This is a genomic window from Mojavia sp., assembly GCF_059505145.1.
On record NZ_JCACKA010000018.1, the window covers coordinates 13539 to 37774 of the forward strand.

At 42.5% G+C, this 24236-nt stretch carries 25 protein-coding genes and 1 pseudogene; 13 read left to right on the plus strand and 13 right to left on the minus strand.

Annotation, left to right across the window (positions count from 1 at the left end):
- Positions 1–71 precede the first annotated feature (71 nt).
- Complete coding sequence (locus AC5JL8_RS01690; RefSeq protein ID WP_495878047.1) at positions 72–569, plus strand: DUF427 domain-containing protein; 498 nt, start codon at positions 72–74, stop codon at positions 567–569.
- An 83-nt stretch (positions 570–652) separates the two neighbouring features.
- Here the strand turns inward: AC5JL8_RS01690 and AC5JL8_RS01695 are convergent, their stop codons facing one another.
- The 6 genes from AC5JL8_RS01695 to AC5JL8_RS01720 form a co-directional block, all read right to left on the minus strand.
- The gene (locus AC5JL8_RS01695; RefSeq protein WP_495878217.1) at positions 653–1642 is read right to left on the minus strand and encodes a metal ABC transporter solute-binding protein, Zn/Mn family; all 990 of its coding nucleotides are present in this window, start codon (positions 1640–1642) and stop codon (positions 653–655) included.
- Positions 1643–2256: 614 nt separating this feature from the next.
- Positions 2257–2529 (minus strand): hypothetical protein, encoded by a 273-nt coding sequence (locus AC5JL8_RS01700; RefSeq protein ID WP_495878048.1) that lies wholly within the window; start codon positions 2527–2529, stop codon positions 2257–2259.
- Positions 2530–2790: 261 nt separating this feature from the next.
- Entirely contained in the window at positions 2791–3828 is a 1038-nt protein-coding gene (locus AC5JL8_RS01705) for a WD40 repeat domain-containing protein (protein ID WP_495878049.1), read from the minus strand.
- A gap of 182 nt (positions 3829–4010) precedes the next feature.
- Positions 4011–4982, minus strand: a complete 972-nt coding sequence (locus AC5JL8_RS01710; RefSeq protein ID WP_495878050.1) for a CobW family GTP-binding protein — start codon at positions 4980–4982, stop codon at positions 4011–4013.
- A gap of 36 nt (positions 4983–5018) precedes the next feature.
- Entirely contained in the window at positions 5019–5930 is a 912-nt protein-coding gene (locus tag AC5JL8_RS01715; protein WP_495878051.1) for an alpha/beta fold hydrolase, read from the minus strand.
- Positions 5931–5953: 23 nt separating this feature from the next.
- Entirely contained in the window at positions 5954–6388 is a 435-nt protein-coding gene (locus AC5JL8_RS01720; RefSeq protein ID WP_495878052.1) for a SufE family protein, read from the minus strand.
- Between the two features lie 226 nt (positions 6389–6614).
- Between AC5JL8_RS01720 and AC5JL8_RS01725 the strand changes: the two are divergent.
- The 4 genes and pseudogenes from AC5JL8_RS01725 to AC5JL8_RS01740 all read left to right on the plus strand — a co-directional run.
- Positions 6615–6872, plus strand: a pseudogene (locus AC5JL8_RS01725) (BrnT family toxin); the annotation flags it as partial.
- Positions 6869–7087, plus strand: coding sequence for a DUF6364 family protein (locus tag AC5JL8_RS01730; protein WP_495878053.1), 219 nt, complete (start codon positions 6869–6871; stop codon positions 7085–7087). The pseudogene AC5JL8_RS01725 and the gene AC5JL8_RS01730, both read left to right, overlap by 4 nt.
- An 80-nt stretch (positions 7088–7167) precedes the next feature.
- Positions 7168–7371 (plus strand): hypothetical protein, encoded by a 204-nt coding sequence (locus tag AC5JL8_RS01735; protein ID WP_495878054.1) that lies wholly within the window; start codon positions 7168–7170, stop codon positions 7369–7371.
- Entirely contained in the window at positions 7349–7678 is a 330-nt protein-coding gene (locus AC5JL8_RS01740) for a type II toxin-antitoxin system PemK/MazF family toxin (protein ID WP_495878055.1), read from the plus strand. Before AC5JL8_RS01735 ends, AC5JL8_RS01740 begins: the two co-directional genes overlap by 23 nt.
- 59 nt (positions 7679–7737) lie before the next feature.
- Here AC5JL8_RS01740 and AC5JL8_RS01745 read toward each other — a convergent pair whose 3' ends face one another.
- Complete coding sequence (locus AC5JL8_RS01745) at positions 7738–7890, minus strand: hypothetical protein (protein WP_495878056.1); 153 nt, start codon at positions 7888–7890, stop codon at positions 7738–7740.
- A gap of 152 nt (positions 7891–8042) precedes the next feature.
- Here AC5JL8_RS01745 and AC5JL8_RS01750 point away from each other — a divergent pair, with 152 nt between their 5' ends.
- The 7 genes from AC5JL8_RS01750 to AC5JL8_RS01780 all read left to right on the plus strand — a co-directional run bounded on the left by AC5JL8_RS01750 (position 8043) and on the right by AC5JL8_RS01780 (position 15119).
- Positions 8043–8525 carry a hypothetical protein gene (locus AC5JL8_RS01750; RefSeq protein WP_495878057.1) on the plus strand — a complete coding sequence of 161 codons (483 nt, stop codon included), beginning with the start codon at positions 8043–8045 and terminating at the stop codon, positions 8523–8525.
- 81 nt (positions 8526–8606) lie between these two features.
- Positions 8607–10409: an ATP-binding protein gene (locus AC5JL8_RS01755; protein ID WP_495878058.1), complete on the plus strand. Its 1803-nt coding sequence runs from the start codon at positions 8607–8609 to the stop codon at positions 10407–10409.
- A 148-nt stretch (positions 10410–10557) separates the two neighbouring features.
- Positions 10558–10728, plus strand: a complete 171-nt coding sequence (locus tag AC5JL8_RS01760; RefSeq protein ID WP_166507572.1) for a hypothetical protein — start codon at positions 10558–10560, stop codon at positions 10726–10728.
- 83 nt (positions 10729–10811) lie between these two features.
- Positions 10812–11645: a hypothetical protein gene (locus AC5JL8_RS01765; RefSeq protein ID WP_495878059.1), complete on the plus strand. Its 834-nt coding sequence runs from the start codon at positions 10812–10814 to the stop codon at positions 11643–11645.
- 268 nt (positions 11646–11913) lie between these two features.
- Positions 11914–12633 (plus strand): class I SAM-dependent methyltransferase, encoded by a 720-nt coding sequence (locus tag AC5JL8_RS01770; RefSeq protein WP_495878060.1) that lies wholly within the window; start codon positions 11914–11916, stop codon positions 12631–12633.
- 280 nt (positions 12634–12913) lie between these two features.
- A complete protein-coding gene (locus AC5JL8_RS01775; protein WP_495878061.1) occupies positions 12914–13444 on the plus strand; it encodes a GNAT family N-acetyltransferase in 531 nt (176 codons plus the stop codon).
- A gap of 322 nt (positions 13445–13766) precedes the next feature.
- Positions 13767–15119 carry a hypothetical protein gene (locus AC5JL8_RS01780; protein ID WP_495878062.1) on the plus strand — a complete coding sequence of 451 codons (1353 nt, stop codon included), beginning with the start codon at positions 13767–13769 and terminating at the stop codon, positions 15117–15119.
- A 46-nt stretch (positions 15120–15165) separates the two neighbouring features.
- Here the strand turns inward: AC5JL8_RS01780 and AC5JL8_RS01785 are convergent, their stop codons facing one another.
- From AC5JL8_RS01785 to AC5JL8_RS01795, 3 genes are read right to left on the minus strand one after another with little or no spacing between them, the layout of a single operon-like run.
- Entirely contained in the window at positions 15166–15480 is a 315-nt protein-coding gene (locus AC5JL8_RS01785) for a chaperone modulator CbpM (RefSeq protein ID WP_495878063.1), read from the minus strand.
- Positions 15477–16445, minus strand: a complete 969-nt coding sequence (locus AC5JL8_RS01790) for a DnaJ C-terminal domain-containing protein (RefSeq protein ID WP_495878064.1) — start codon at positions 16443–16445, stop codon at positions 15477–15479. Before AC5JL8_RS01790 ends, AC5JL8_RS01785 begins: the two co-directional genes overlap by 4 nt.
- Before the next feature lie 42 nt (positions 16446–16487).
- Positions 16488–17831, minus strand: coding sequence for an erythromycin esterase family protein (locus tag AC5JL8_RS01795; RefSeq protein ID WP_495878065.1), 1344 nt, complete (start codon positions 17829–17831; stop codon positions 16488–16490).
- A gap of 367 nt (positions 17832–18198) precedes the next feature.
- Between AC5JL8_RS01795 and AC5JL8_RS01800 the strand changes: the two genes are divergently transcribed.
- Positions 18199–19476: a tetratricopeptide repeat protein gene (locus AC5JL8_RS01800; protein ID WP_495878066.1), complete on the plus strand. Its 1278-nt coding sequence runs from the start codon at positions 18199–18201 to the stop codon at positions 19474–19476.
- Here AC5JL8_RS01800 and AC5JL8_RS01805 read toward each other — a convergent pair.
- The 3 genes from AC5JL8_RS01805 to secA all read right to left on the minus strand — a co-directional run bounded on the left by AC5JL8_RS01805 (position 19473) and on the right by secA (position 23943).
- Positions 19473–19631: a hypothetical protein gene (locus tag AC5JL8_RS01805; protein WP_495878067.1), complete on the minus strand. Its 159-nt coding sequence runs from the start codon at positions 19629–19631 to the stop codon at positions 19473–19475. The genes AC5JL8_RS01800 and AC5JL8_RS01805 overlap by 4 nt on opposite strands.
- Positions 19632–19777: 146 nt before the next feature.
- On the minus strand, positions 19778–20575 hold the full coding sequence (locus AC5JL8_RS01810; RefSeq protein ID WP_495878068.1) for a hypothetical protein: 798 nt from the start codon (positions 20573–20575) through the stop codon (positions 19778–19780).
- Positions 20576–21150: 575 nt separating this feature from the next.
- On the minus strand, positions 21151–23943 hold the full coding sequence (gene secA, locus AC5JL8_RS01815; RefSeq protein WP_495878069.1) for a preprotein translocase subunit SecA: 2793 nt from the start codon (positions 23941–23943) through the stop codon (positions 21151–21153).
- Positions 23944–24236 lie beyond the last annotated feature (293 nt).

The following is a 24236-nucleotide window of genomic DNA, read 5'->3' on the forward strand; positions in this document are numbered from 1 at the left end:
ACTTTTTATTTAAGACTTAATATTATATCCGTCTCAAGAAATTTTTGAAGTTTGAATTTTGAATTGTAACTATGGTTTACCCTCAACGCATCGAACCCTCTCCTGGACAGGAATCAGTTTGGGATTATCCACGCCCTCCGCGCCTTGAGGAAACAAATAAACATATTGAGATAATATTCAATGAGGTAAAAATTGTAGATACTCACAATGCCAAGCGTGTTTTAGAAACTAGCCACCCACCTGTTTACTATATTCCACCCGCTGATATCAAAATGGAATACTTGTTTTTGACACCACAATCTAGCTTTTGCGAGTGGAAAGGACGTGCAGGTTATTATACTCTTCGTGTCGGCGATAAAGAAGTAGAAAATGCTGGTTGGTTTTACCCTAATCCCACCTCTAACTTTGCATCTTTAAAAGACCATATAGCTTTTTACGCCCATATTATGGATGCTTGCTATGTCGATGGCGAAAAAGTGCAACCGCAACCAGGTAACTTTTACGGTGGCTGGATCACCAGTGATATAGTTGGGCCATTCAAAGGTTCTCCCGGTACTTGGGGATGGTGAAGCCAGGTTCAATAATGTAACAAAGCGATCGCTGTTGAATTATCTTTTGATTGTAGGCGATCGCCTCTATTTTCCTGCTGAGACTATTGGGAAGCTTTCGGTTCAAATATTAGGTACGTCCCTCCTAACCCTTCTACAATTGTGCGCGTATTGGCAACCATCATTCTTTGATAGTTTTCCCCTTCACTTCCTACTTCTCCTATCCCATCGGTATAAAGTTTTCTTGCTGAAACTCTCACTTTCGCCTCTGCGCCTACAGACTTAATCAACTTAGAGTTCATTGACGTCTCGGAAAAAATTTTCGTTACCTTAGCCCGTTGAACATTTTTAGCCAAATTCTTCACTTGTGCGGTTGTCGGATTCGCCTTAGTGCTTAGTCCTTCTAAAGCACCAGCTAAAGAAAGACCGTAAGCTTTAGCATAATAACCGAGTGCATTGTGGTTTGTAACTAATCTGCGGTGATTGGTAGGAATACTAGCAATTCTTAATTTTATCCAGCGATCTATTTGAGTGAGTTCGTTAGTGATTTTTTTCGTGTTGCTGCTATAAGTTTTTACATTGTTAGGTTCTAATTTTCCCAGGTTGCTATTAATTACCTCCACCATTCTGATAGCATTCTTCGCATCATGCCAAATATGAGGGTCAGTTACTATGTTGCCGTCTTCCCGAAACTTCTGTGGTTTTGGAACCGCAAGTTGCCCAACAGCAATTTTAGGCGCAGGACTTTTAATTGCTTTAATGATTTGAATTAACCTAGGCTCTAAGTTATAGCCATTGTAGAGAATGAGATTAGCTTGTTCAAGAGCTTGGCGATCTTCAGGCTTTGGCTGGTAAATGTGAGGGTCTGTACCAGGGGGAATCAAGCAGGTAAGGTTAATAGTATTTTTAGCAACCTGTTGAGTTAAGTCACACAACACACTTGTCGTTGCTACAACTTGAGGCAAATTCTCGTTAACTCTAGCAGTTTGAGTTAATGAGGTGCTTGTAGCTTGGTTTCCACAGCCAACCAATCCAATAGCCAGGGCAACAAAAGCAGCACGTAAAGAATTAATTGTTGATAATTTTTTTAGCATCATTCACTCCGACTGATTTTATAATAAAGATAATCATTATCATTTAGTTAATCAGTGAAATCTTAGAAGTTCAAAACTGATCTGTTAACGCCTTATAAGCTGGCAGATGTTAGAGTAACTAATCCTAGGATTACTGGCAAGAGTACGATCTAGAAAGCAATGCAAGGGTTCGTAGCCAGTAAGCTGTATTTAGTACGCTTGTTTTACTAAGTTGCTAAAGCGTTAATTACCCCACTTTCCTTATGTGTCTGCATCAAGCCGCAAATTGATAAAGATAATTAACTTAAGGTGTGGAATATGGTGATGATAGCGCTGATTACTAATACGGGGTGGTGGCGCGGAGCTAGTCATAAATCTTAAAAAATTGTAGCGGCAGCTAAATGACGTGTGGATGCCCGGAGATTAGCTTCTGGTGAGTTGTTTGCGGATTTTTCTATAGGCGCTGCTGTTTCGTCTTACCCAAGATATATTAACTAGGCTAGAAATGGCATATCATTAACAACAATATTTTGCGGAATCTAAAATATTTAATATTTGAAGCGTTCGTAACACTTTGAAATAATAAAAGCACAACATTCATTGCTGTGCCCTGATAACTAATAATTTCAACTTTATTAAAAACCGACAGATGGTAGCTTACCTTGCAACATCTGAAATTTAGACTGAACACAGTTAGCGCAATTGCAACCAACTTGATCAATAATCGGATTGGATTGTGGAGCCACCTGGGGGGTTACTAAATCGGGAATTGGTAATACAGATGCTACATTCATAAATTGTGTAGCCGATGCAGATTTCATCCCAGATGCCTGTGCTGGATTAGCTATCAGCAACACAGATGTCAGAAGTAGAGGACAAGCAAGCAAAATCAGTTTGGCTATGTTCATAATTCATACATACAGACTGCTGCTGATACAGCATAGCCAATAAATTGGCTACGTTCAACAGCGATTACTGAGGCTAAAGACTGTTAAATTTTTAATTAGTGCCCAGATTGGGTTACAGATTTGAATCTAGCTACGTAAGTAGATATTGCATAAAAAGCAACTTTAAAACGAAAGTAGTGGCTATTTATGGAAAGGCTTATATGTAATTACTTCAATTAAAAAAGTATATTCACATATAACCTGATGTTTCAATCATTGATCTCAAGAAACCTTTGACCAAACGAGCAATTCTCCTTGTTCGCCACCTGCGGCAAGTAGTTGACTTTGGGGATGCCAAGCTAAACACGAAACTCCTGCTGATACACCTGTGAGAATTTGACTAACTTCCTGTGCCTCGTCCCATAAGCATAGCCAGCCATCAGCAGCAGCAGAAGCGAGTAGAAAACTTTGGGGTGCAAAGGCGATCGCAGATATCACACCAACATGATTAGTTAATACTCGCGCTTCCCAACCCAAAGAATCATCCTCCAACTTTTGCCAAACTACAATGCCTTCAACGCTAGAGGATGCCAAAAGCGGCGCACCCAATTGGGTAGTAGCTTCTGACCATGCTAAGTGACGAATCTTACCAGGAAAGCCACGCATTACCCAAGGGTCGGGGTTTTCCCACTCCAAAACGGTAACGCTGCGATCCATGTTGCCAGAAGCCAGGAATTTACCATCAGGCGACCAAGCCATAGCGACACTAACACTAGGCATAGATAGGATGTATGGTTCATCATCCCAGTCTTGAGTGTGCCAAATCTTGACTCCTTGATAACCGCTTATAGCTAAGTACTGTCCATCCCTGCGCCAATCAATACCTAATACAGATGAGTTGTCAAAATTCAACGTGATGGCAATCTCGTTAGTATCAGCATCCCAAACTTGGACATAACGCCCCAAGCTAAAAGCCAGTTGGTTACTGGTGTGACTCCAAGCTAGCTTGTCAACCCATGCAGGGGCATTTTCCAAAGTGGCAATTAATTCAGTTTCGCGCCAAATTTTTACCTGTCCATCCTGTCCCCCAATCGCTAAAAATTTCCCATCCGGGGAATAAGCGATGCAATCAACTGATTTACCATTACCAGTCTGCAAAATTGCTAAGTCGTCATTATTCCACAGCACTACTTCCCCGGCGGCGGAAGTTGCTGCTAGGGTTGTACCATCAGGCGACCAAGCGATCGCAGTTACATAATCTGCAAGCAACACTGAAAAGTGTTCTTCAAATATCTTGGATTGGCTGGTTATAGAACTCATAGTTATATGGGTGAAGAGGGGCTGGGGACTAGGAAAAAGCAGCTTGTGCAGGGAGATATTAGCAGGGGAGACAAGGTGACAAGGAGACAAGGTGACAAGGGGAAAGAACCATGATTAACTCTTGCTTCTTGTCCCCCCATCCCCCATGCTCCTTGTCTTCTTTATCCAATGCCCAATCACATTTAAACTAGACAGGCGAGAAAATCTTGTTTAAGTTTGGCTTCATTCAGATTGCGACCGATGAAGACTAGTTCGTTTTTACGGGTTTCGTTGGGTTTCCAGGGGCGATCGGGTCTGCCATCAAATATCATATGCACACCTTGGAATACAAAACGATTATCTTCCCCAGCAATATTCAAAATGCCTTTCATTCGGAAAATATCTGGCCCTTGGGTACGTAGTAACTCAGTCATCCAATTGTTTAATTTTTGTCCATCAATTGCACCTTTTTCTACCAAAGCTACAGAATAGACAGTTTCATCATGTACGTGGGCATCTTCACCTAAGAAATTTGGGTCAATTTCCAAAGCGCGATTTAGGTCAAAGGCTTGCACACCCAACAGCGCATCCATTGATAATTCTGAGTTGCGGGTACGGTAGATTTTCGCTAAAGCATTCATCCCCCGAATCCGCTTTTCTAATTCTTCTAATACATCTGGTGCTACTAAATCAGTTTTATTTAATAAAATTACATCGGCAAAAGCAATCTGTTCTTGGGCTTCATCCGCCTCCCAATGCTGCCAGATATGCTTGGCATCTACAACTGTTACCACTGCATCTAACGACAGTTGGTTTTGCATATCTTCATCGACAAAGAATGTTTGAATCACTGGCGCAGGGTCAGCTAAACCAGTAGTTTCAATCACTAGATGATCAAACTTATCGCGGCGCTTCATCAAGTTGCCGATGATGCGAATCAAGTCACCGCGTACTGTACAACAGATACAGCCATTATTCATCTCAAAAATTTCTTCATCTGCATCAATAACCAGTTGATTATCAATGCCCACTTCCCCAAATTCATTAACGATGACAGCAACTTTTTTGCCGTGTTCGTAGGTGAGGATGTGATTTAATAAGGTCGTCTTACCTGCACCGAGATAGCCAGTCAGAACGGTTACAGGTACAGAATTCGAGGTTTCCGCAGAGATCATAATCTCAAAGCAACTGTAGTGATAATCATTATCTGCCTATGATAGCGCCTTTAAAAAAGGCAGCACGGCTTCTAAAACGGCGGCTGGATATTCCTCATGCAGTCCCAAAGAACCAGGAAGCACAACGCTGCTTACTCCTGGTAAGGCCGCCATAGCCTGCATTTCTGCTTTTGATTTGGGCGGACAAGATTCTGCAATTACTATCATCAATGGCACAGAAAGCGATTGCACTAATGCTAGAAAGTCAGATTGCTCGTGTACAGCATCGATATTACCAGTCACAAAGGCAGCCGAAGCATATCGCGCTCCTGGTTTTTGAGTTGTTTGCCACTTCTTCTCGATGAAACTGGGTGTCAATCTAGCCGCGTCTACAAAAACGTGGCGGCGGTACATAAAAGTTAAGAAAGATGGCAGAGTGTTGAGCTTGTAGAGAATTTGACCAACAATAGGCGATCGCACCAATCCTCTGACCATACCCGCTACTTGGGGATTTGCCCCCATTGTGGGCAAAGGGCCGCGCCAAGTGGGAGCCACTAAGACAATTTTTGCAAAAGCAGCAGGCTGTTTTACAGCTAACTTCAACACATAACTAGCAGCATGACCAGCGGCTAAGACAGTAATTGCTGTATTAAAGACAGATTTGACGAAATCTTCTAGGAATTGCTGATATAACTCTGGACGGTAATCTAAACTGAGTCGAGAAGATTCACCAAAACCCGGCCAATCTACAGCTACAACTTGAAAATGCGGGGCTAGTAATCTAGCAAGTTCACCCATTTCTTCGCGTGTAGAAACGCTGCTGAAAGATGGTAGTAGCAATAGTGGTGAACCTTGGCCAAGGGTTTCGTAAACCACTCGCAATGATTGATTTTCCCAATTCCAGAGAAATTCTTGAACTACTCCACCAAATCCAACAGCATCATTAGTTGATAACAAATTGGTAGACATGAGTTTTTACTCAATACTCATTACTATTGTTCTAACTTACATTCCAACGCCTTTTTTTGCATGGTTTTAAAAATGTTATAAAAGCCATTGGCGCGGGAAGGAGTCAGGCTGACGTTTAAACCAGTTTCCTGAATAAAATCTGGTGTCAGTTGGACAATTTCTGTGGGAGTTAACCCATTTAACCCTTCAACCAACAGTGCTAATAAACCCTTGGTTAATTGGGAATCAGAATCGCCTTGATACACAACATGATCATCATCGAGCGTTGCTGTCACATAAACCTGAGAAACGCAACCCGGAACTTTATTTTCTGGTATCTTGTTAGCTTCTGGAAATTCTTTCAGCTTCTGAGCGTACCAGATGAGTTGTTCGTAGCGTCGCTTAGGCTCAGAAGCCCTTTGGAAGCGCTGGACAATTTTAGCAAGAGCAGGTGGTAAAGAATCTAAAGTTGATGACATAACACAAGCTGCAAATGATCGGTCTCACCTTGAGTTTAAATTATCTAGAGAGCGATCGCGTCTACCATAAGCATCTCCAGAGACTTGCTTACTCACAGATTAAAGTTGAGCTTGGAGTGGGTATTGAGAAACTTCTATTTCCTAGCCCACTTAACTTGCTGATCATATACATTGTAAATACAGTGTAATTATGAGTCAATTGATATTCGAGTGAGATGAACGCAAGGCTAGATCTAATGAGCAAAAGCATGGTGTATCGTTCGAGGAGGCAGAAAGTGCCTTTTATGATGAAAATGCCCGCTTGCTCTATGACCCTGAGCATTCTATGGAAGAGGATCGCTACATACTTTTGGGTATGAGTGATTCACTGCGTTTACTATTGGTGTGCCATCTGTATCAGGAAAGTGAGGAAGCTATCCGCATCATCTCGGCTCGAAAAGCTACTAAAAAAGAGCGTCAGCAATATCAAAGTTTTTCCTTATGAAAGAAGAGTACGATTTCTCCCAGTCTGTTAAAAATCCATACATTAAGAAGCTGAAGAAGCAGGTGACAATTCGGCTTGAGGAGGATGTCGTTGATTATTTCAAAGCCCTAGCTGAAGAAACCGGCATTTCCTATCAGAGCCTGATCAATCTTTACTTACAGGATTGTGTAAAATCGCAGCGCAAGCCGTCGTTAGAGTGGGTGAGCAACATCTAGCAAAGCGATGAAATTGCAGCGATCGCGCCTGTCGTAATTGGATTTATGAACTAGCTATAACAAGATCGTCAACAAGAAATATGCTAAAAACACTTTGGGCTACTGTTCGACAAGGAAAAATAGAACTGCTGGAGTCAGTAGAGCTACCTGAAGGCACAAGAGTATTAGTAACACTGCTTCCTGATGATGAAGCCGAGTTTTGGCTGCAAGCAAGTCAATCATCTCTTGATGCGGTTTGGGACAACACTGAGGATGATGTCTATGCCCAGCTACTCCAAAAATGACATTATCTTAGTTCAATACCCCTTTTCAGACTTGTCCCGTTCAAAAGTAAGACCCGCAGTTGTCGTAAGTGCGTCACACCCATCGCAAGACATCATGATCACGCCGTTAACAAGCAAAACCACATCGTTACTTAATGGTGAGTTTGTTTTATCTGAATGGAAAGTAGCAGGACTAAATGTGGCTACAGCAGTCAAGCGAGGACTGTATACTGTGCATGAGAGTTTGGTCGTAGTGACGATTGGTAAATTGGCTGATATTGATGCCGAGCAGTTAGAGCAATCCCTACGAAGTTGGTTAGGGTTGTGATACAAACAACAATATTACAGAAATACTTTAGAGTGCGATCGCGCCTGCCATGATTAGGTCTATGAGCTAGCAATAACAGCCTTGATGAACAGGCTGATGGCAAGATAGCTAATTTTTAGTTGATTAGTTTGTTGATTCTGATTACTGCAAACACCACGACGACTATGGTTAAAAATATGAGTATAAATTATTGCTTTAACGTCCTTAGCCATTAGCCACGGCACATTGTTGGCATTTAAAAGGGCTTTTAGTCAGGAATGCAGGAATTTTGGCATATTGCGCTACATTATGGTGCCGTATAAGATGAACACACAAAGCTGCACTCGGTATAGAGGCGGCTGAGTACGGAAAGCATACAAATATTATGACAAGAGCGCTCAACACTCGCTGGCGTGCTGTGCTTGAAATGCAGCAGCGTCTTAAGACGCTAAACCCTGGTTCACCTGAAGCGGAGATTCTTGAACACGCAGTTTCACTCGCCATTAATTCTAAAAGCCAGGAAGAAAACTTAAAGTTTTTTCGCTACGACATCATAAGGAATGCAAAGTTCAGCATTCAAAGGACAAAGATTCGGCAGCGTCGGCTATGCCGGAAAGTAGCTTTACTTACACCCACTTGGAACGAAGAAGTAAAACTCTATGCTTCTTCCGATCTAGAGGCACAACTAAGCATGGTGATTGCTGCATCTGGCAAGAATATGAGCAAATGCTTCGAGGACATGATTAACGGCAAGAGTGTTGCTGCTACAGCATTAGCCTGTGGTGTCTCGCAACGCACTGCCAATAGGTTACGTCAAAAAGTACGCCAAATTGTGCAGATATACTTAGACTCTCAGGAGCCTGCTTGATATCTCATAAGGACATTTACCTTCAAACCGTTGTTACGAAAACGCGCTGCTTAATTACTTTGAGTAAATTACAACAAACCTATGGTACGCCAAGCAACTTCTACAAAATTAGTATCGACTGAAAAACTCCCCATTGTCCTAACAGGACACGCTTTACAGTCTCTACGCGACTCTGGTTATAGTTTACCTGCTGCTCTTGGTGAAGTCATCGACAATAGCTTAGAAGCTAATGCAAATAATATTACTCTGCATTTTGAAGAGTCTCAGGCTAGGTCTGGGAAGAGACATATTCACTGCATTACTATGATTGATGATGGTGATGGGATGGAACTGGACATCTTACAACGCTATCTTCAAGTAGGTTTTTCCACTCGATACATGCAAACTGACACAATTGGTAAGTATGGCGTAGGAGCAAAACTTGCAGCACTTAACTACGGTCAGCGCATTGATGTTTGGAGCCGCACAAATAAGGATGAACCTTGGTCTCATGCCTATTTTGACTTGGAAGAAGCATTAGAAGAAGAACAGAAAGGTGAAACTGTTGGCATTGCTCCCCCCAATGTTGAACCATTACCAAAGAATATTCTGTCATTTATTCCCCAAGATAGCGGAACAATTGTACTTTGGTCTAAAGTAGATCGCTTAGAAGAAGGAAAAAAAGCTCCTGATGCAAGGGCACTAAAAGCCGAAATCAAGTATGAGTTATCCCGCATGTTTCGCTACTTTTTAGATGATGGTATTAAAATTTGTGTTGATGGTACAAATTTGTTGCCACACGATCCTCTGATGCGTATGGAGGGGACATGGGGTGATAAAGTTCTTTACGAATACTATTCTCCTCTAAGAGAATCTTTTGAAAAAACTCGTAAAAAGCCGGAGTTTCCACTACCTGAAGCAACTAAAACACATTTTCCTGCCAAGAGAATTGCAAGAGAAGTCATTGAGATTGGACAGTCTTCTTACAAGGTCACAATTACAGTTTACCCCAGCGAAGTAATTCGCAAAAAATACGCAACAAATAAGAAAGATGAGCTTACTAGGAATTTACGTCTTGAAGAAAATCAAGGGGCAATTAGTTTTGTTCGGTTGAACCGCGAAATTAACTATACTACATTACCTAGAATCTTCGGTGAAAGAGTTGCTTCCCCTCACCGATTTATTGGTATTGAAGTTTCATTTCAGCCGGAGCTTGATGCTTACTTTGGAGTCAGAAATGTCAAGAGGGGTGTAGAGCCATACGATGACTTAAAAGGACAGCTTCGTGACCTCTTCTCTAGATATATTCCAGAAGCACTCAACTGTATTAATGAAGTGTGGGGTGAAGTTTCACGAAAATCGAATGATCATCAGGGTGAACATTATCCCCTACTTGAGGCTGCTAAAGAAGCAAATAGGACAATGCCTAAAAGCCGGGTAAAGGTTTTAATCGACCCAAAACAAAAGGAAAGAATTATTGAAGATTTGGCTAGAGATGCTTTGCCAGGTAAAGATGAAGAGAAGCAAAAAGAACGGCAGCTATATTGCGAGTCTATCAAGGATTTGCCATTTATCGTGGAGTCTGTTGACTTTCCAGGAAATTTATTAATTGATACTCAGCATATTGATGGTCAAGTGATTATTCGTATTAATACACGACATCGATTCTATCGGGAGATGTGGGAACCACTTCGGAGTATTGCGACTGCACCTCCTGAAAGCATATCTAGCGATGAAGCTGCAAAGGCGGCTAGACGATCAATAGAAGCCCTAACACTACTCATCATTGCTTATGGCAAGGCTGAGTCAATGGATGAAAATCCCCGTGAGCATTTTTCAGAACTGCGAAGCGATTGGGGTAAATTCACAGATTCTTTAATGGGGAAAGTGAAGGATGTCATCTAAGCTGATACTCTACGAAAGTAGCTTCTGAGTTCTGGTGAGGGTAATACACTGCTAGCAAAAAGTATCCACTCCGTCTGTTATTATACTTAACAAAACCAAGTAGGGGAATAGTGATAATGTTCCTCCTACGCCATGCCAGAATTATGGGATGGCAAAACCCGAAGATACAGTCAAACTAATAATTGGCAAAGAATTAAAGATCCGTTTCAAGTCCTTGTGCGTCCAATCAGAAACGGATATGAGCAGCATTGCTAAAGAGTTAATTGCAGCTTGGTGTGATGAGCAAGAGCAGAAACTAGCTGCTCAAAAAAATAAGTAAAACTTATTACAAATTATCTTCCATAGTGCGATCATGCGATCGCATGAATTGATTTTGGCCATTGCAGGCTGTTTCTATAAGCAATGCACATCTGTCAAGTACCGTATCGTGAACTATTTGATTCGATTCTTAGCTATCAAGGAACTAATCTTTATTCAGATATATTGCATCCGTGGTCTGCGAATGCAATGTCAATCAAAGCTTGGTTGAGCAATTTTTCTATAAGACGCGGTTCTCCGATACCAGAGGCATCAATTGAAGATTTGTGGCAGTTATACGCGCTGTCCCGTGTAAACGATTTGTTACTTTTACGCCTTCGTTGTGGGGATACTGAAATTGATACTTCAGGAGCAGAAATCACAAGCAGAAATTACCTTAACTTTATGCGATCGCTTGGTTTTAAGGTAGTGACACCTACAGAGTTTTCGCCGTTTTATCACGAAATAGTTAAGGTTATTCAAGATGAGCAGCAACACACAGAGATTACTGTTGCCAGTACGTTGTGGGATTGTCTCATGATTGGAAATATGATGTTCTCTCGCGCTGGTACTTGTGTAACTGGAGGTATAGCGAACATCAAAAAATTAATTGCAGAGGAATCAACATTGTACTGGACTTACAGTAGAAAAAACCGACGATGCCAAGACCTCTCATATGGTTGGGGAAGCAATTCTCAGTGGCGAACGAGTTTTCGACGAGATCATAAAATTGATGACGTTATTTACTACAACGTTGACGGCAAAAATGATTTAAGTCTAGGACAGTGTGAGAAGGCTGAAAGTGATGATCTAGAATTTCAAGAGCGAATTGAGTTAGTCAAGCATCGGTGTTTTATTACAGTCGATAAACCTCATGATGATTTGTTCCCATATAATGATCGCTATTGTGAAGCCATCCAACGGGGTTGCATAAAATAGGGATGAATTAACGAACCGCAAAGACGAGACAGCGCGGTCTTGGGGGTTTCCCCCATGAGCCACTGCTGTCGCAAAGTGCGCGAAGGGAATAAGTTTTCTTGGTGTTGCTCAATCAAGGGATGAAATTTTATGTATTGAAATCTAAAACTCTTTATACTCTCTGCGCGACGCCAATGAGGGAGTCGGCAAAGCCGCCCGACGCAGTGGCTCCTCTGCGTGAGATAAATCATCCCGCAGATATAATTTATACAACTCGGAGGAAGCTTTCATGCCCCAAGCAGATTTGGAACACCGCTTGCATTCAAGTTGGAATAAGAACGCCAACGCATGGACGAAGGCAGTCCGTGATGGACTCATACCCAGCCGTCGTGTTGCAACTGATGCTGCCATCTTGGAAGTTTTGATGGCACTGCGACCTCGCCGTGTGTTAGATGTTGGCTGTGGCGAAGGTTGGCTGACACGCGCATTAGTTGCACAAGGCATCGAAACCTTCGGGGTGGATGGAAGCCCTGCCTTAGTTCAACACGCTCAAGCGGCAGGAAGTGGCAGGTTTTGCACCCTTACGTATGAGGCGATTATTAAGGAGCCAAGCCAGTTAGATGGGCCGTATGATCTTGTTGTGTGTAATTTCTCACTGTTGGGCGAAACCATTGTGCCACTGTTGGCTGTCCTCGGTACAGTCTTATCCTCTAATGGACACCTGGTTGTGCAGACAGTTCACCCATGGAGTGCGTGTGGCGATCAAGCGTACACAGATGGATGGCGAACCGAAAGCTTCATGAATTTTGGCAATGATACGTGGGAGCCGATGCCCTGGTATTTTCGGACACTGAATTCATGGCTGACGGTCTGTAACCAAGCAAGGCTTCAGGTATGCCAATGCATCGAACCACTTGATCCAATAACGCAGCATCCTCTATCACTTATTATCGTGTCCCGCGTCGAAGCATTCGCTACACCTGATGCTGATGAACGTGGCGCAGCGTAAAAGCAAATTTTATACTTGTCTGGCGTAGCAGCCATCATGCTGATTCCCTGGAACGCAACCCGGAGGCTATTTGTGCGAGTTTGGTGTGAGAGCGATCGCATGGATTGATTTTGGCTGATGGCTAGACTCTACTGTTGAGGTAGTCAAAGGGAGAACAGCAATAGTGATAACCCTGGACACAATTCATCCAAAAAGCGAATTCTGCACCTAATTTCTAGTGGGCTGTACTCAGTGCTAAATTAGTTCTGTGTTTAGACATCGTAAGATAAGGCATCTCACAATGACGCATTTGTTACATACCCAACGTTTGAGCCTGCGTCCATGCCAGATTGACGATCTCGACTCCTTACACCAGCTATGGACTGAGGCTGACATACGACGATTTCTCTTTGATGATCGTCAAATCTCCCTAGAGGAGGCGCAATCATTTATCGAAGCCAGCCTGGAGAGTTTCACAAATTATGGCTATGGGCTTTGGCTCTTTTTTGAACATCATACTGATCAGATAGCGGGGTTTGCAGGTCTGCTTCATTCCTCACAGGAATCACCAAGTCTTATTTTTGGCACACGACCTCAACTTTGGGGACGCGGCTATGCTACGGAAGCTGCATTGTCTGTACTTCGTTATGTATTTGATGTGCTTGGATTGGCAAGAGTGGTCGCAGATGTTAACGAGCCTAACAAAGCTTCGATTCGAGTACTTGAAGCTTTAAATATGTCTCGATGTCGGAGGGCAATCGTCAGCGAACGCCCGCTGCTTTATTATGAAATCCAGGCTGGGAGTGCAAACTCGTTAGTAGGAAGAATTTAGGTTTTTACCTGTGTAATTACTCTTTTGTCTCTAGCTATTAAGCCAGAGACCTGATTTTCTGGCTTTTTTATAAATTAGCCTTGTAGTAAACTTTTGGATATCGCTTGGTAAAATATCCTTATTAACTTTTTTGTGTCTTAATTATCCACAGAACACAAACTCATTAGCACGTACCTGATTTTTGCAAAAATATAGTAACTTTTGGAACCTATAATTATATTATATTTAAGTACTTTCTTTAGTTTTATTTCACCAGCACTGAGTACCATCAATTCTATTGTTGATTTTTAAATACTAAGTATTAAAAATTCTTTTTTAATTTATGAGTATAATATTTAACCAAAAATTTCGATTCGCAGTAGGATTTGCTACTTTATTAATGAGCGGTTTCGCTTATATCCGTTTAGATAATGTTTCAAAGAATAAACAGCTACATCAACAATCCCAAACTACGCATCAAACTACGCAAAATATATCTTTTAATCAACAGGAACAAAACCTACCCCAGTCACCATCACCCCTGACATTAATTAAGTCTGCTCATATAGTTTCCACAAGTTTGCAAAATCTTTTTGATGTTAAACAAAGATTTGACAGGCAAAATTTTCATCCACCTGGGCATAATCTAACATTAGCCTCTACGAGTTATAAAGTTATTGATGAACTAAAAACCTATAAGTTTAGCGTTAATAGTAATAATGTTTTTACTCCAGTTAAACTGCCAACTACAAAAGTTAATTTCAATCAAGCAGATTTACTTACTGTTTTTATCAATACTAGAAAATATTTTCAAGACTACGCTTCCCAAGACCCCGATATTTTACGTACAGGGATACTTGGTACTCAAGGAGTTACCGTAGACGATGTTACCAAAACTTTAGATTTCATGATTGCTGTTTTAAAGGAGGATATTGCCAATAATCGAACTACTCGTTTACAAGATCCTAATTTTATTAATGCTAATTTTAGAGTAATTAAATGGTCTGCATATAACCCAACAAACACCAAGCAAGAACAGTTAAGAATAACAAAATACGCTGTTTTCATTCATCCAGGTTCACGGAAAAAAACCTCTACTTTTAACACGCCAATTTATAGCTTAAAAGATAATTTAGAGAATAAATTTTACACTAAGTATACAAAGCAGGATGTTTTATCAGGGATTTATGAGCCAGGCGGTAAAGAATTTGGTAAAGTTGAACCTCTTGCATATTTAACCCGAAATGGGTTAGAAGAAGCACTCATGCAGGGAACAATAATAGTTAATTTTACAGATGGTTCCCAAGGAGTTTTTAATGTAGACAGAAATAATGGAATACCCTATGTTCGGGGATTAAAAGCAACAGCCCAAAAGCGTTACTGGTATTTTAGAAAAGTTGATGCCATCAAAGGTTATGGATACAAGATAGATGCAAAAATTTCTATCAAACCAGGAGTAACTTTTGCTGGAGATGTTTTAAATATTGGCTTAGGTAAAGTGATTGTCCTTGAGCATAATCAAGGTGGACGTAAACGGCTGCAAATGGGCATTATTGCTGATACAGGCGGAGCATTTCTACCTAACCTTTATCAACTTGATTTTTTGGCAGGAATTTTTCAAAATCAAAAAGCTTTTGGGCAGCAGGTCAGCAAAATGCCTGATTATGCTAAAGCATATATTTTAGTGAAAAAGTGACATCTCACCATCTCATTTTGGTGAAAATGGGCAATTATCCTGGTAGCTAAGTGTTCTCATCTTTCATTGACTGATATGCCTTAATTTGGGCACGTAACTGCGCGATCTCCTGAGCCATATCTAAAACCATTGCGGCTCCTACTAAATTTAATCCTAGATCGTGACGCAAACGTAAAATTTGAGCAATACGTGTAATGTCGCGCTGGTGCAGCATTTCTCCAATGGGTTCAATTAATCCCAACTGGGCAAAGCGTTCCACCACTACTGTGGATGTTTCTGTCACCATTGCTGCATATTCATAGGAATAAAGTGGTTCTCCCTCTTGAGAAACAACTGTCTGGGAGAGGCTAAACTGAGTCATAATTTTACCTCCTGCAATTGAGTGCGCGGGTTAAAGTTGCTGTGTGCCTGGATGGTTTCGTAAGCTTCGCGTTCAATGGGGCTGAGATCCTTGGGGGGCACAATCTGGAGTTTCACTATCAGGTCAGTTCGTTTATCCTGGGGCAGTTTCCAGCCTTTGCCGCGTAATCTGAGGGATTGCCCAGAACGCACTCCTGGCGGCACTTTCATGGTAATGTTGCCATCAGGAGTAGGTACGTCGATTTGAGCGCCCAATACGGCTTCATCTGGGCGAATTGGCACTTCACAAGTAATGTTATCGCCTTCAAACTGAAAGAATGGATGCGGTAGAACTTCAATTGTTAAGTACAAGTCTCCGCGTTGTTGGGAAAATGGGCTAGGACGACCTTTTCCTTTAATCCGAACTCGGCTTCCTGGTCTAGCACCTGGTGGAATCCGAACATTAATTGTTTCATCATCCAGTTGCAGCCGTTTTTGTGTACCATGAAACGCTTCTGGAAATGTCAGGGCGATCGCAGCTTCTGTATCAGCAGGAGGCGGACTGGTAAATCCACTCGGTTGTCCTGTAGACGTGCGATAGGTGTAAGTTCTGCGCCCACTTCCATCTGCGCCACCAAAGCGACCAAGCAAGTCATTGATGAATGAGTCAAAGTCAGTGTATTGGTCAAAATCAACTCCTCCAACTCCAACACCTGCGCCTCTAGGTGGAGGTGCGCCACCCTGATTTACCTGATTCCAATATTGTCCAAACTGATCATACTTCTGCCGCTTTTCTGGGTCAGACAGTACCTCGTTGGCTTCATTAATTTCTTTAAAACGTGCTTCTGCCTGTTGATCTCCAGGATTTAAATCAGGATGATACTTACGGGCAAGTTTGCGGTATGCCCGTTTGATTTCTTCTGGCGTGGCCTTTTTATCAACTCCCAGAATCGTGTAATAGTCTTTGAAGTCTGTTGGCGTTGGCATATTGCAATTTACCTATCATCAGTGATGCTTCTGGTGATGGATTCAAACAGCAAAGGGAAATGTCTCTGGTGGGTCACTGATCTCCGATTCGGGAGTGCGGTCTAAAGGTTGTACTCCTCTTGTATCATCTATATGGATGACCGCATCAAATTGTTCAGGAAGACAGGCATAAAAGTAGTGACTGCTACGTTCAGTGTCTGGTCGATAAATTACGCCGATCGCTCTTTCTAATCGTCGTTTTTCCAATCCCGCAATTGCTGGATTATCTCGTAGCTGTAGCAAAAACTGCGGTATTCCCGTTTCATGAAATAGAGCTTCGTAACTATTTGGCAAGGCGGGGCGAACTAGCTTTAGTTCGGCAGTATCACCCCAATTAGAAGCCGCCGTAACTGTACCTGTATAGGTGCTAAAGCCTATTAAGATTGCTTCACTACCATACTGTTCACGCACTAATTGACCAACATTTATTTCGCCTTCTCTGCCCATATCCGTTGCTCGTGCATCTCCTAAATGGGAATTGTGTTCCCAAACAACAACTTTGGTCGGTTGTCCTTGCTGATCTAGATGGGCAGTCAGCTGATTTAGAGTTTCTGCCATGTGGCGATCGCGAATGTTCCATGATGACACCCGTTCTTGAAACATTGAGCGATAGTACACCTCAGCATTCTTCACTAATCGAGCATTCTGCTCGGCATAAAACAATTCATCTGCCGCTACAGGATTATGATTAAGCGTGTATTCAATAGCACGGTGTTGCAGTTCCCGCAGCTGATTGACTACTTCTTGCTCACAAGATTCAGTCAGCCCAAAACTGGCAGCATAGCCATAGTGCTGGCTATCTTCGCTAAAATGCTCAAAGCATGAGTAGCGATAACGGGCACGCTGGGCAGCTTCGGGGTCAACTCGCTCAAGATAGTTAAGCACTTCTGTTATTGAGGCGTGCATACTGTAGAGGTCTAATCCATAAAAGCCAACTTTGATGGCATTTTCGGGTAGAGCAGCATTATATTCGCGTAACCAATTGATAAATTTTAATACGTCGGTATTACGCCACATCCAGGCAGGAAAGCGTCGGAAATCAGAGAGTGCTTCCGCAAGAGTTGGATCGTCGCTAACACCGCGCACGTAGCGATTAACGCGGTAAGCATCAGGCCAGTCTGCCTCAACCGCTACCGCTGTAAAGCCTTTCTCTTGAATCAACCGTTTGGTAATCTCAGCCCGTTGCTCGTAAAATTCATGAGTGCCATGAGAGGCTTCGCCAATCAGAACGAAGCGGGCATTGCCAATTAAGTTCATCAATGGATCGTAGTCTGCGGTTGTACCCGTCAATCGGGATGCAGATTTACGTACTACATCAACTAGTTTATTTATAGTTGCTTCTGGCATAGTTCTAGCTGCTGTGTTGAGTTATCAGTGCTGAGTAAAGATACTTAGTCCCCAGTCCCCTTGTCCCTACTCCATAGGCTTCTAACTGACTAAACTCAGCTTAAAAATCTCTAACTCCTCTTCCATCTGGCTAATTGTGCATGAGGGTTACTTTATTGCTCTACCTAGAGACTGATTTTTGAAAAATGCCTCTTAACAGTTAGATAATTCAGTCTGGAAATTTTTCTTGCCATTTCCACATTAGCTATGACATACTCAGGAGCATAAACTACACTATTCCGAGTGACTTAGTGTAGTTTTAAAATCCCAGATTTATCGGGTTACAAGCGTTTAACCTCAACTGTCAATTCTGATCCAGGAAAGAACTATGCTAAAAGACGCTCAAGGGCTTGAAGTTACAACAGAATCATCAGCAGCGATCGCAGCAATCAATAGCTTTATCGATCAAGCCCTCAGCTATGGTAAAGATGCGGAAGCTGTAATTCTTGAAGGAATTGCGGCTGATCCAAACTGCGCCATGATTCATGCCTACGCAGCAGCTTATTTCCTGTCTCAAGAAAATACTCAAGCTTGGCAGCAAGCTAAACCGCATCTCCAAGCGGCTCAACAGCAATTAGTCAAGATAACCACACGAGAGCAGTTATATGTGCAGGCGATCGCGGCTTGGGCAGAGGGAGCAATTGATCGGGCGATCGCTATACACGAAGCAATTACCCAAAACTTTCCCCGCGACTTGATTTCAGTCCAGCAGGGACAGTATCACTACTTCTATTTGGGCGATCAGGAAAGATTACTCAACATAGCGCAAAAAGTTTTACCTGTGAACGAGGAAAATCATTACCTATACGGCATGGTGGCATTTGGTTTAGAACAGTGCCATCGCTTGGATGAAGCAGAAGCAATGGGTCGAATAGCAACTTCCATAAATCGTTATGATCCATGGGCACATCATGCTGTTGCTCATGTAATGGAAACTCAGGGACGAGTCGATGAGGGCATTACTTGGATGGAAAGCCTAGCTGATACTTGGGAAAACTGCAACTCCATGCTTTACACACATAATTGGTGGCATATAGCGCTCTATTACTTAAAGCAAGGTAATCAAGAGAAGGTTTTGGTGCTGTATGATACCCACGTTTGGGGACGTGCTCAGAAATATTCTCCCAAAGATCAAGTAGGGGCGATCGCTTTATTGTTAAGGCTGGAGTTGCAAGGTTTTGATGTAGGCGATCGCTGGCAAAATTTGAGTGCGTATCTTCTGCCTCGTCTTCATGAACACGCTCTACCCTTCCAAGACTTGCATTACATCTATGCATTAGCCAGAGGCGGACGTAGTGACTGGTTAAACCAAATGTGGCTGAGTATGCAGCAACATAGTTTAAGCGTGAACCCTTTCCTGCGTCGAAACTGGTCTGAAGTTGCCATTCCCTGTGCTAGAGGTATGGTTGCCCACGCTCAAGATGATTGGTCAGAGGCGGTTACTCAACTAAAACCTGTATTACCGCGATTGTCTCAGATAGGCGGTAGCCATGCTCAAAGAGTTTTGTTTGAGCAAATTTATCGAGATGCTTGGTTACGAGCTCAAAAGCAAAGTCAAATTTATTTCCCGGTTACGAGAAAAAGAGAGAAGCTTGTTGCTATTTAAAATAAACTTGCCTCAATATCACCTAATTTATCTAGGCGATGAGCTACACACCACCGTAGGCGATCGCCGCCTTGTAGCAGGTGTAACAATGGTCTCAAAAATCTCAAAGTAAGAAATTCAAGACGAGAATTTCTTACTTGAGTTGCAACAATCAAGGTATATCAATGTTTTGATGAGCCAGTGCTGTTCACTGTTCTTGCGCGGTTGGGCCTTGCCAATCACAACTATAAATTGATAAATAAGTAGTATGTGAATTAGGGTGACTGCACAATTAAAGGCTAGCCTTTGAGTATTCAATTTTTTAGACTTTTTGTCTTTTTGAAAGCTGCCTTTTTGACAAAACTCCTAGCCCTATTGCTATTGTTGAAGCAAAGATAGTGTTGGATTCTGGAACGCTTCTCAAGGCAGACGTAACCTTTACAGCATCGATACCAGCTTGGAAATCGCCTCCAATAGCAGCTTCACGGAAAGCCAATCGCACAGTAGAACCTGCCCACGGAGTTAAGTCGAATACAACATTATTCCATTCTGTTACCGGAAAAGGTTCAGCTACCGGGGCCACGATATTTGCTAATATGCCAGCATCCGAAGAAACACCAAAGAAGTTGGTAAATTCAGCAGGAACAAGATCAATTCTGAATAGCTGGACAGGCCCTTGATAGTTATTAGTAAGGGGGTCATCACTAACTGTCAGTGACATACTTCCAGAATCTTGAAAAGGTGGTTTACTCTGAGCAAACCAAGCAAATGAAAGTATATGCTGAAGCTCTGGCTCCAAGGTAATATCTTGATATAGTACTGTTGAACCAGACTCTGCATGATCTGTCACTGCATAGCTTTGTCCTTCAAACTGGTTAATAATTTCAGTATTTGATAGTGGGGAAAAGCCGCCTGACGTTTCAAACCATCTTACAGATGAATTAGAAGGTGAGCCAGAAGGTGGAGATTGAATAGGTGACAAATTTTCATTAAAGATTGTCCATCCTAAAAAACCTGACTCAAACCCTCCGTTATTTATAGAAGCAGCTTTAGCAGCACTACAAAAACTCGACATACTGATTAGGCTAACTATGCTGGCTACCAAAGTTAAAGATTTCATAAAATAAAAGATTTACTTCATACATTCTTTTCAGTATTAACTTTTTCATGTAATGTGGCTATGATATGTAATTGTTAATAAATTTTTGTAAATACCTTAAGTACCGTGCCTATTCCGTTTTCCTTTCTAAAGAGAGCAGTGAGATGGCGTTAAAGTAGTATCCATACAAAAGGTCATTTATGGCAATCAAAGCACAACCGAGTAAGGAAGTTGAGAAGCATTGGCAGCCCTAAACCTTTACTACAAGTCATTGTCAACCTTTATAAAGTCGCTGTTTCTTACAGAGTTTTCTTACTTGGGTTGGATAAGCGCTCTGCTGACCCTCAATCAAGATTATATACAGTTTGTATATAAGTAGAGTAGCCCCGACCCTGCTAAAGTGTTGCGCGCTAATGGCTTCTAAAATGCTCTTGTTTCATGGCTTTCAAGCAACACTCTCAACAATTTCTCACTTTTTACTTGTCAACTGAGGGGGTGTATCCTTTAAAAGCAAAAATCAGTCAAGAGGTCTGACTTTTTCTCACCTCTTGACTGCTATTTCGTTTGTATCTGCTATTTTACAGGCTGCTGAAGTGTCAAACCATCTCTGATGATGTTTGCACTACTGGCTGCGGCTGCGGTTGGAACATGAACAACGAGTAAACCACATCTCGGCGGATGTTGACCATCATATCCAAGAAGAGTTCATAACCCTCGCTCTTGTACTCAATCAGCGGGTCTTTTTGACCGTAACCACGCAATCCCACCGATTCGCGCAAAGCATCCATTTGTTGCAGGTGTTCACGCCACAGGGTATCAATGCGTTGCAAAATAAAGAACCGTTCAGCTTGGCGCATTAGTCCTGGCTGAATTTGGTCAATCTGGGCTTCCTTCATGTCGTAGGCTATCCGCACTTGTTCATGGAGGAAAGCTTTTATCTCGCTTACAGACATATCTTCTAACTGATTTGCCTGCAAGTCTGCCAACAGATAAACAAATTCCTTAACCTTATCAGCCAACTTGTCTAACTCCCACTCTTCCGAGGGCAAGTCTGGGTTGATGTAATAGTCAACGATGTCATCCATCGTTTTTTCAGCGTATTTGATTACCTGTTCTTTCAAGTCTTGACCTTCTAGTACCCGGCGGCGTTCGGCGTAGATGGCGCGACGTTGATTGTTCATCACCTCGTCGTACTCAAACACCTGCTTACGGATATCGTAGTAGTAGGTTTCAACTTTTTTCTGTGCGCCTTCCAAACTACGGGTAAGCATCCCCGATTCTATGGGCATATCTTCTTCAACGTTGAAGGCACTCATTAATCCAGCAACGCGATCGCCACCAAAAATCCGCAGTAAGTTATCCTCTAAACTCAAGAAGAATCTTGTTGAACCAGGGTCACCTTGTCGTCCTGCCCGTCCTCGCAATTGGTTGTCAATCCGGCGCGATTCATGGCGTTCTGTACCAATGACGTGCAAACCGCCTAATTCCACTACTTCTTCGTGTTCGCGGACGGTGAATTGTTCGTACTCGTGCTTTACCCGGTTATAAGCTGCCCGCAATTTTTGAATTACTGGGTCATCAATCGGAGCTTTTTCGGCTGCTACGGCTACTTTATCTTCTGCTTCCAGTTCCGGTAAGCTGCGTTCGCCATATTCACGTACCGCCAATTCTACAGCTTCTTTGAGTTGCTGTTCTGTCTCTTTTGTTAACTGAGTAGGGAAAATTTCTGGCGAAGCCCGCCAAGTTTTCACCTTTTTCCCAGGAACAAAGCCATGGCCACTACCAGTCGCAGATGGCAGACCAGCTGCTTTTTGGACGCCAAACACATCTTCATCTTCTGGCTGGACAATCCGCGGCATAAAGTATTCCCGCAGCTTCAGACGCGCCATGTATTCAGAGTTACCACCCAGGATGATATCTGTACCTCTACCAGCCATGTTGGTGGCAATAGTTACAGCTCCTTTACGTCCAGCTTGGGCGACAATTTCCGCCTCGCGTTCTACGTTCTCTGGTCGCGCGTTGAGCAACTCGTGGGGAATCTCCATCTCCTTGAGCAGTTGACTGAGATACTCAGATTTTTCCACACTTGTAGTACCCACGAGTACGGGTCTACCAGCTTCGTGCATTTCTGCACATTCTCTGGCGATCGCTCGCCATTTGCCAGGTTCTGTCTTAAACACCATGTCAGACATATCTTGGCGTCTTCTGGTACGATTAGTAGGAATTACCGTAACTTCAAGTTTGTAAATTTTTTCAAACTCAGGTTCTTCTGTTTTGGCAGTTCCCGTCATCCCACCCAGTTTGGGATAAAGCAAGAACAGGTTTTGATAAGTAATTGTCGCCAGAGTTTGAGTTTCTGGCTGAATCTCTACGTGTTCTTTCGCTTCAATTGCTTGGTGTAATCCATCACTCCACCGCCGTCCAGGTAGCACACGACCAGTAAATTCATCTACGATCACCACTTCCCCGTTGCGGACGATATAGTTGACGTCCTTCAGGAACAGTTCTTTGGCTTTAATCGCATTGAAAACAAAGTGTGCCCACGGATCTTCTGGGTCAAATAAATCGGTGACACCTAAAAGATTTTCCGCTTCTGCAAAACCTTCATCTGTCAACAGCACGTTACGAGCTTTTTCATCTACCTCGTAATGCTCATCTTTTTTCAGCGTAAAGGCGATTTCGGCTGCTTGGAGATATTTTTCTGTCGGTCTTTCTACCTGTCCAGAAATAATTAGTGGTGTCCGCGCCTCATCAATTAAGATTGAGTCTACCTCGTCAATTACGCAGTAATTGAATGGGCGTTGTACCACATCTGCCATGGATGTAGCCATGTTGTCCCGCAAGTAATCAAAACCTACCTCACTGTTGGTAACATAGGTAATGTCGCACTCGTAATTTTTCTGACGTTCGCTGGGAATCATGCTCGCCTGAATTAGCCCCACGCTCAATCCCAAGAAGCGATGCACCTGTCCCATCCATTCCGCGTCCCGACGAGCCAGGTAATCGTTCACTGTAACAACGTGTACGCCTTTACCAGAGAGGGCATTCAAATAACTTGGTAATGTAGCAACTAGGGTTTTGCCCTCCCCAGTTTTCATTTCTGCAATTTGCCCTTTGTGCAGAATTATACCGCCCAACATCTGAACATCAAAGTGCCGTAAGCCTAAGACTCGTCGTCCTGCTTCCCGGACTACAGCAAAAGCTTCTGGCAGAATCTCATCTAAGGTTTCGCCTTTAGAGATTCGCTGTCTAAACTCTGCTGTTTTACCTTTTAACTCTTCATCGGAAAGGGCTTTAATTTCTTCCTCTAAAAGGTTAATTTCAGTAATGTAGGGTTGGTATTTCTTAAGTTTACGAGCGTTGGGATCGCCCAACAAGGTTTTTAGCATGGCAGGTTATGGCACTAAATCAAAGAGGATGGCAATTAAAGTTTCGGCATAGATTATAAAAATTTAACCCAACCCAGCCGTTTTCGTTTTGGATGGGTCTGAAATGAGAATTAACTCAAAAACATTAAAAAGGCTAGCCAATCAGTTTACTAAATGATTGGTTTTATTTCATATCTTATCTTTGGACTTTCTTCATAGTATCATTTCACCCCCAACTGAGGCAGAGAACGCCAACCATGCTGAAGTAGCGATTCCCCCCCTATAGGGATTGGGAATTGGGGACTGGGTAATAG

Bases quoted from the DNA above. Each gene is read 5' to 3' on its own strand.
- AC5JL8_RS01690 (WP_495878047.1), top strand. From the start codon at position 72: ATGGTTTACCCTCAACGCATCGAACCCTCTCCTGGACAGGAATCAGTT.
- AC5JL8_RS01695 (WP_495878217.1), bottom strand. From the start codon at position 1,642: ATGCTAAAAAAATTATCAACAATTAATTCTTTACGTGCTGCTTTTGTT.
- AC5JL8_RS01700 (WP_495878048.1), bottom strand. From the start codon at position 2,529: ATGAACATAGCCAAACTGATTTTGCTTGCTTGTCCTCTACTTCTGACA.
- AC5JL8_RS01705 (WP_495878049.1), bottom strand. From the start codon at position 3,828: ATGAGTTCTATAACCAGCCAATCCAAGATATTTGAAGAACACTTTTCA.
- AC5JL8_RS01710 (WP_495878050.1), bottom strand. From the start codon at position 4,982: ATGATCTCTGCGGAAACCTCGAATTCTGTACCTGTAACCGTTCTGACT.
- AC5JL8_RS01715 (WP_495878051.1), bottom strand. From the start codon at position 5,930: ATGTCTACCAATTTGTTATCAACTAATGATGCTGTTGGATTTGGTGGA.
- AC5JL8_RS01720 (WP_495878052.1), bottom strand. From the start codon at position 6,388: ATGTCATCAACTTTAGATTCTTTACCACCTGCTCTTGCTAAAATTGTC.
- AC5JL8_RS01730 (WP_495878053.1), top strand. From the start codon at position 6,869: ATGAAAGAAGAGTACGATTTCTCCCAGTCTGTTAAAAATCCATACATT.
- AC5JL8_RS01735 (WP_495878054.1), top strand. From the start codon at position 7,168: ATGCTAAAAACACTTTGGGCTACTGTTCGACAAGGAAAAATAGAACTG.
- AC5JL8_RS01740 (WP_495878055.1), top strand. From the start codon at position 7,349: ATGCCCAGCTACTCCAAAAATGACATTATCTTAGTTCAATACCCCTTT.
- AC5JL8_RS01745 (WP_495878056.1), bottom strand. From the start codon at position 7,890: ATGGCTAAGGACGTTAAAGCAATAATTTATACTCATATTTTTAACCAT.
- AC5JL8_RS01750 (WP_495878057.1), top strand. From the start codon at position 8,043: ATGACAAGAGCGCTCAACACTCGCTGGCGTGCTGTGCTTGAAATGCAG.
- AC5JL8_RS01755 (WP_495878058.1), top strand. From the start codon at position 8,607: ATGGTACGCCAAGCAACTTCTACAAAATTAGTATCGACTGAAAAACTC.
- AC5JL8_RS01760 (WP_166507572.1), top strand. From the start codon at position 10,558: ATGGCAAAACCCGAAGATACAGTCAAACTAATAATTGGCAAAGAATTA.
- AC5JL8_RS01765 (WP_495878059.1), top strand. From the start codon at position 10,812: ATGCACATCTGTCAAGTACCGTATCGTGAACTATTTGATTCGATTCTT.
- AC5JL8_RS01770 (WP_495878060.1), top strand. From the start codon at position 11,914: ATGCCCCAAGCAGATTTGGAACACCGCTTGCATTCAAGTTGGAATAAG.
- AC5JL8_RS01775 (WP_495878061.1), top strand. From the start codon at position 12,914: ATGACGCATTTGTTACATACCCAACGTTTGAGCCTGCGTCCATGCCAG.
- AC5JL8_RS01780 (WP_495878062.1), top strand. From the start codon at position 13,767: ATGAGTATAATATTTAACCAAAAATTTCGATTCGCAGTAGGATTTGCT.
- AC5JL8_RS01785 (WP_495878063.1), bottom strand. From the start codon at position 15,480: ATGACTCAGTTTAGCCTCTCCCAGACAGTTGTTTCTCAAGAGGGAGAA.
- AC5JL8_RS01790 (WP_495878064.1), bottom strand. From the start codon at position 16,445: ATGCCAACGCCAACAGACTTCAAAGACTATTACACGATTCTGGGAGTT.
- AC5JL8_RS01795 (WP_495878065.1), bottom strand. From the start codon at position 17,831: ATGCCAGAAGCAACTATAAATAAACTAGTTGATGTAGTACGTAAATCT.
- AC5JL8_RS01800 (WP_495878066.1), top strand. From the start codon at position 18,199: ATGCTAAAAGACGCTCAAGGGCTTGAAGTTACAACAGAATCATCAGCA.
- AC5JL8_RS01810 (WP_495878068.1), bottom strand. From the start codon at position 20,575: ATGAAATCTTTAACTTTGGTAGCCAGCATAGTTAGCCTAATCAGTATG.
- secA (WP_495878069.1), bottom strand. From the start codon at position 23,943: ATGCTAAAAACCTTGTTGGGCGATCCCAACGCTCGTAAACTTAAGAAA.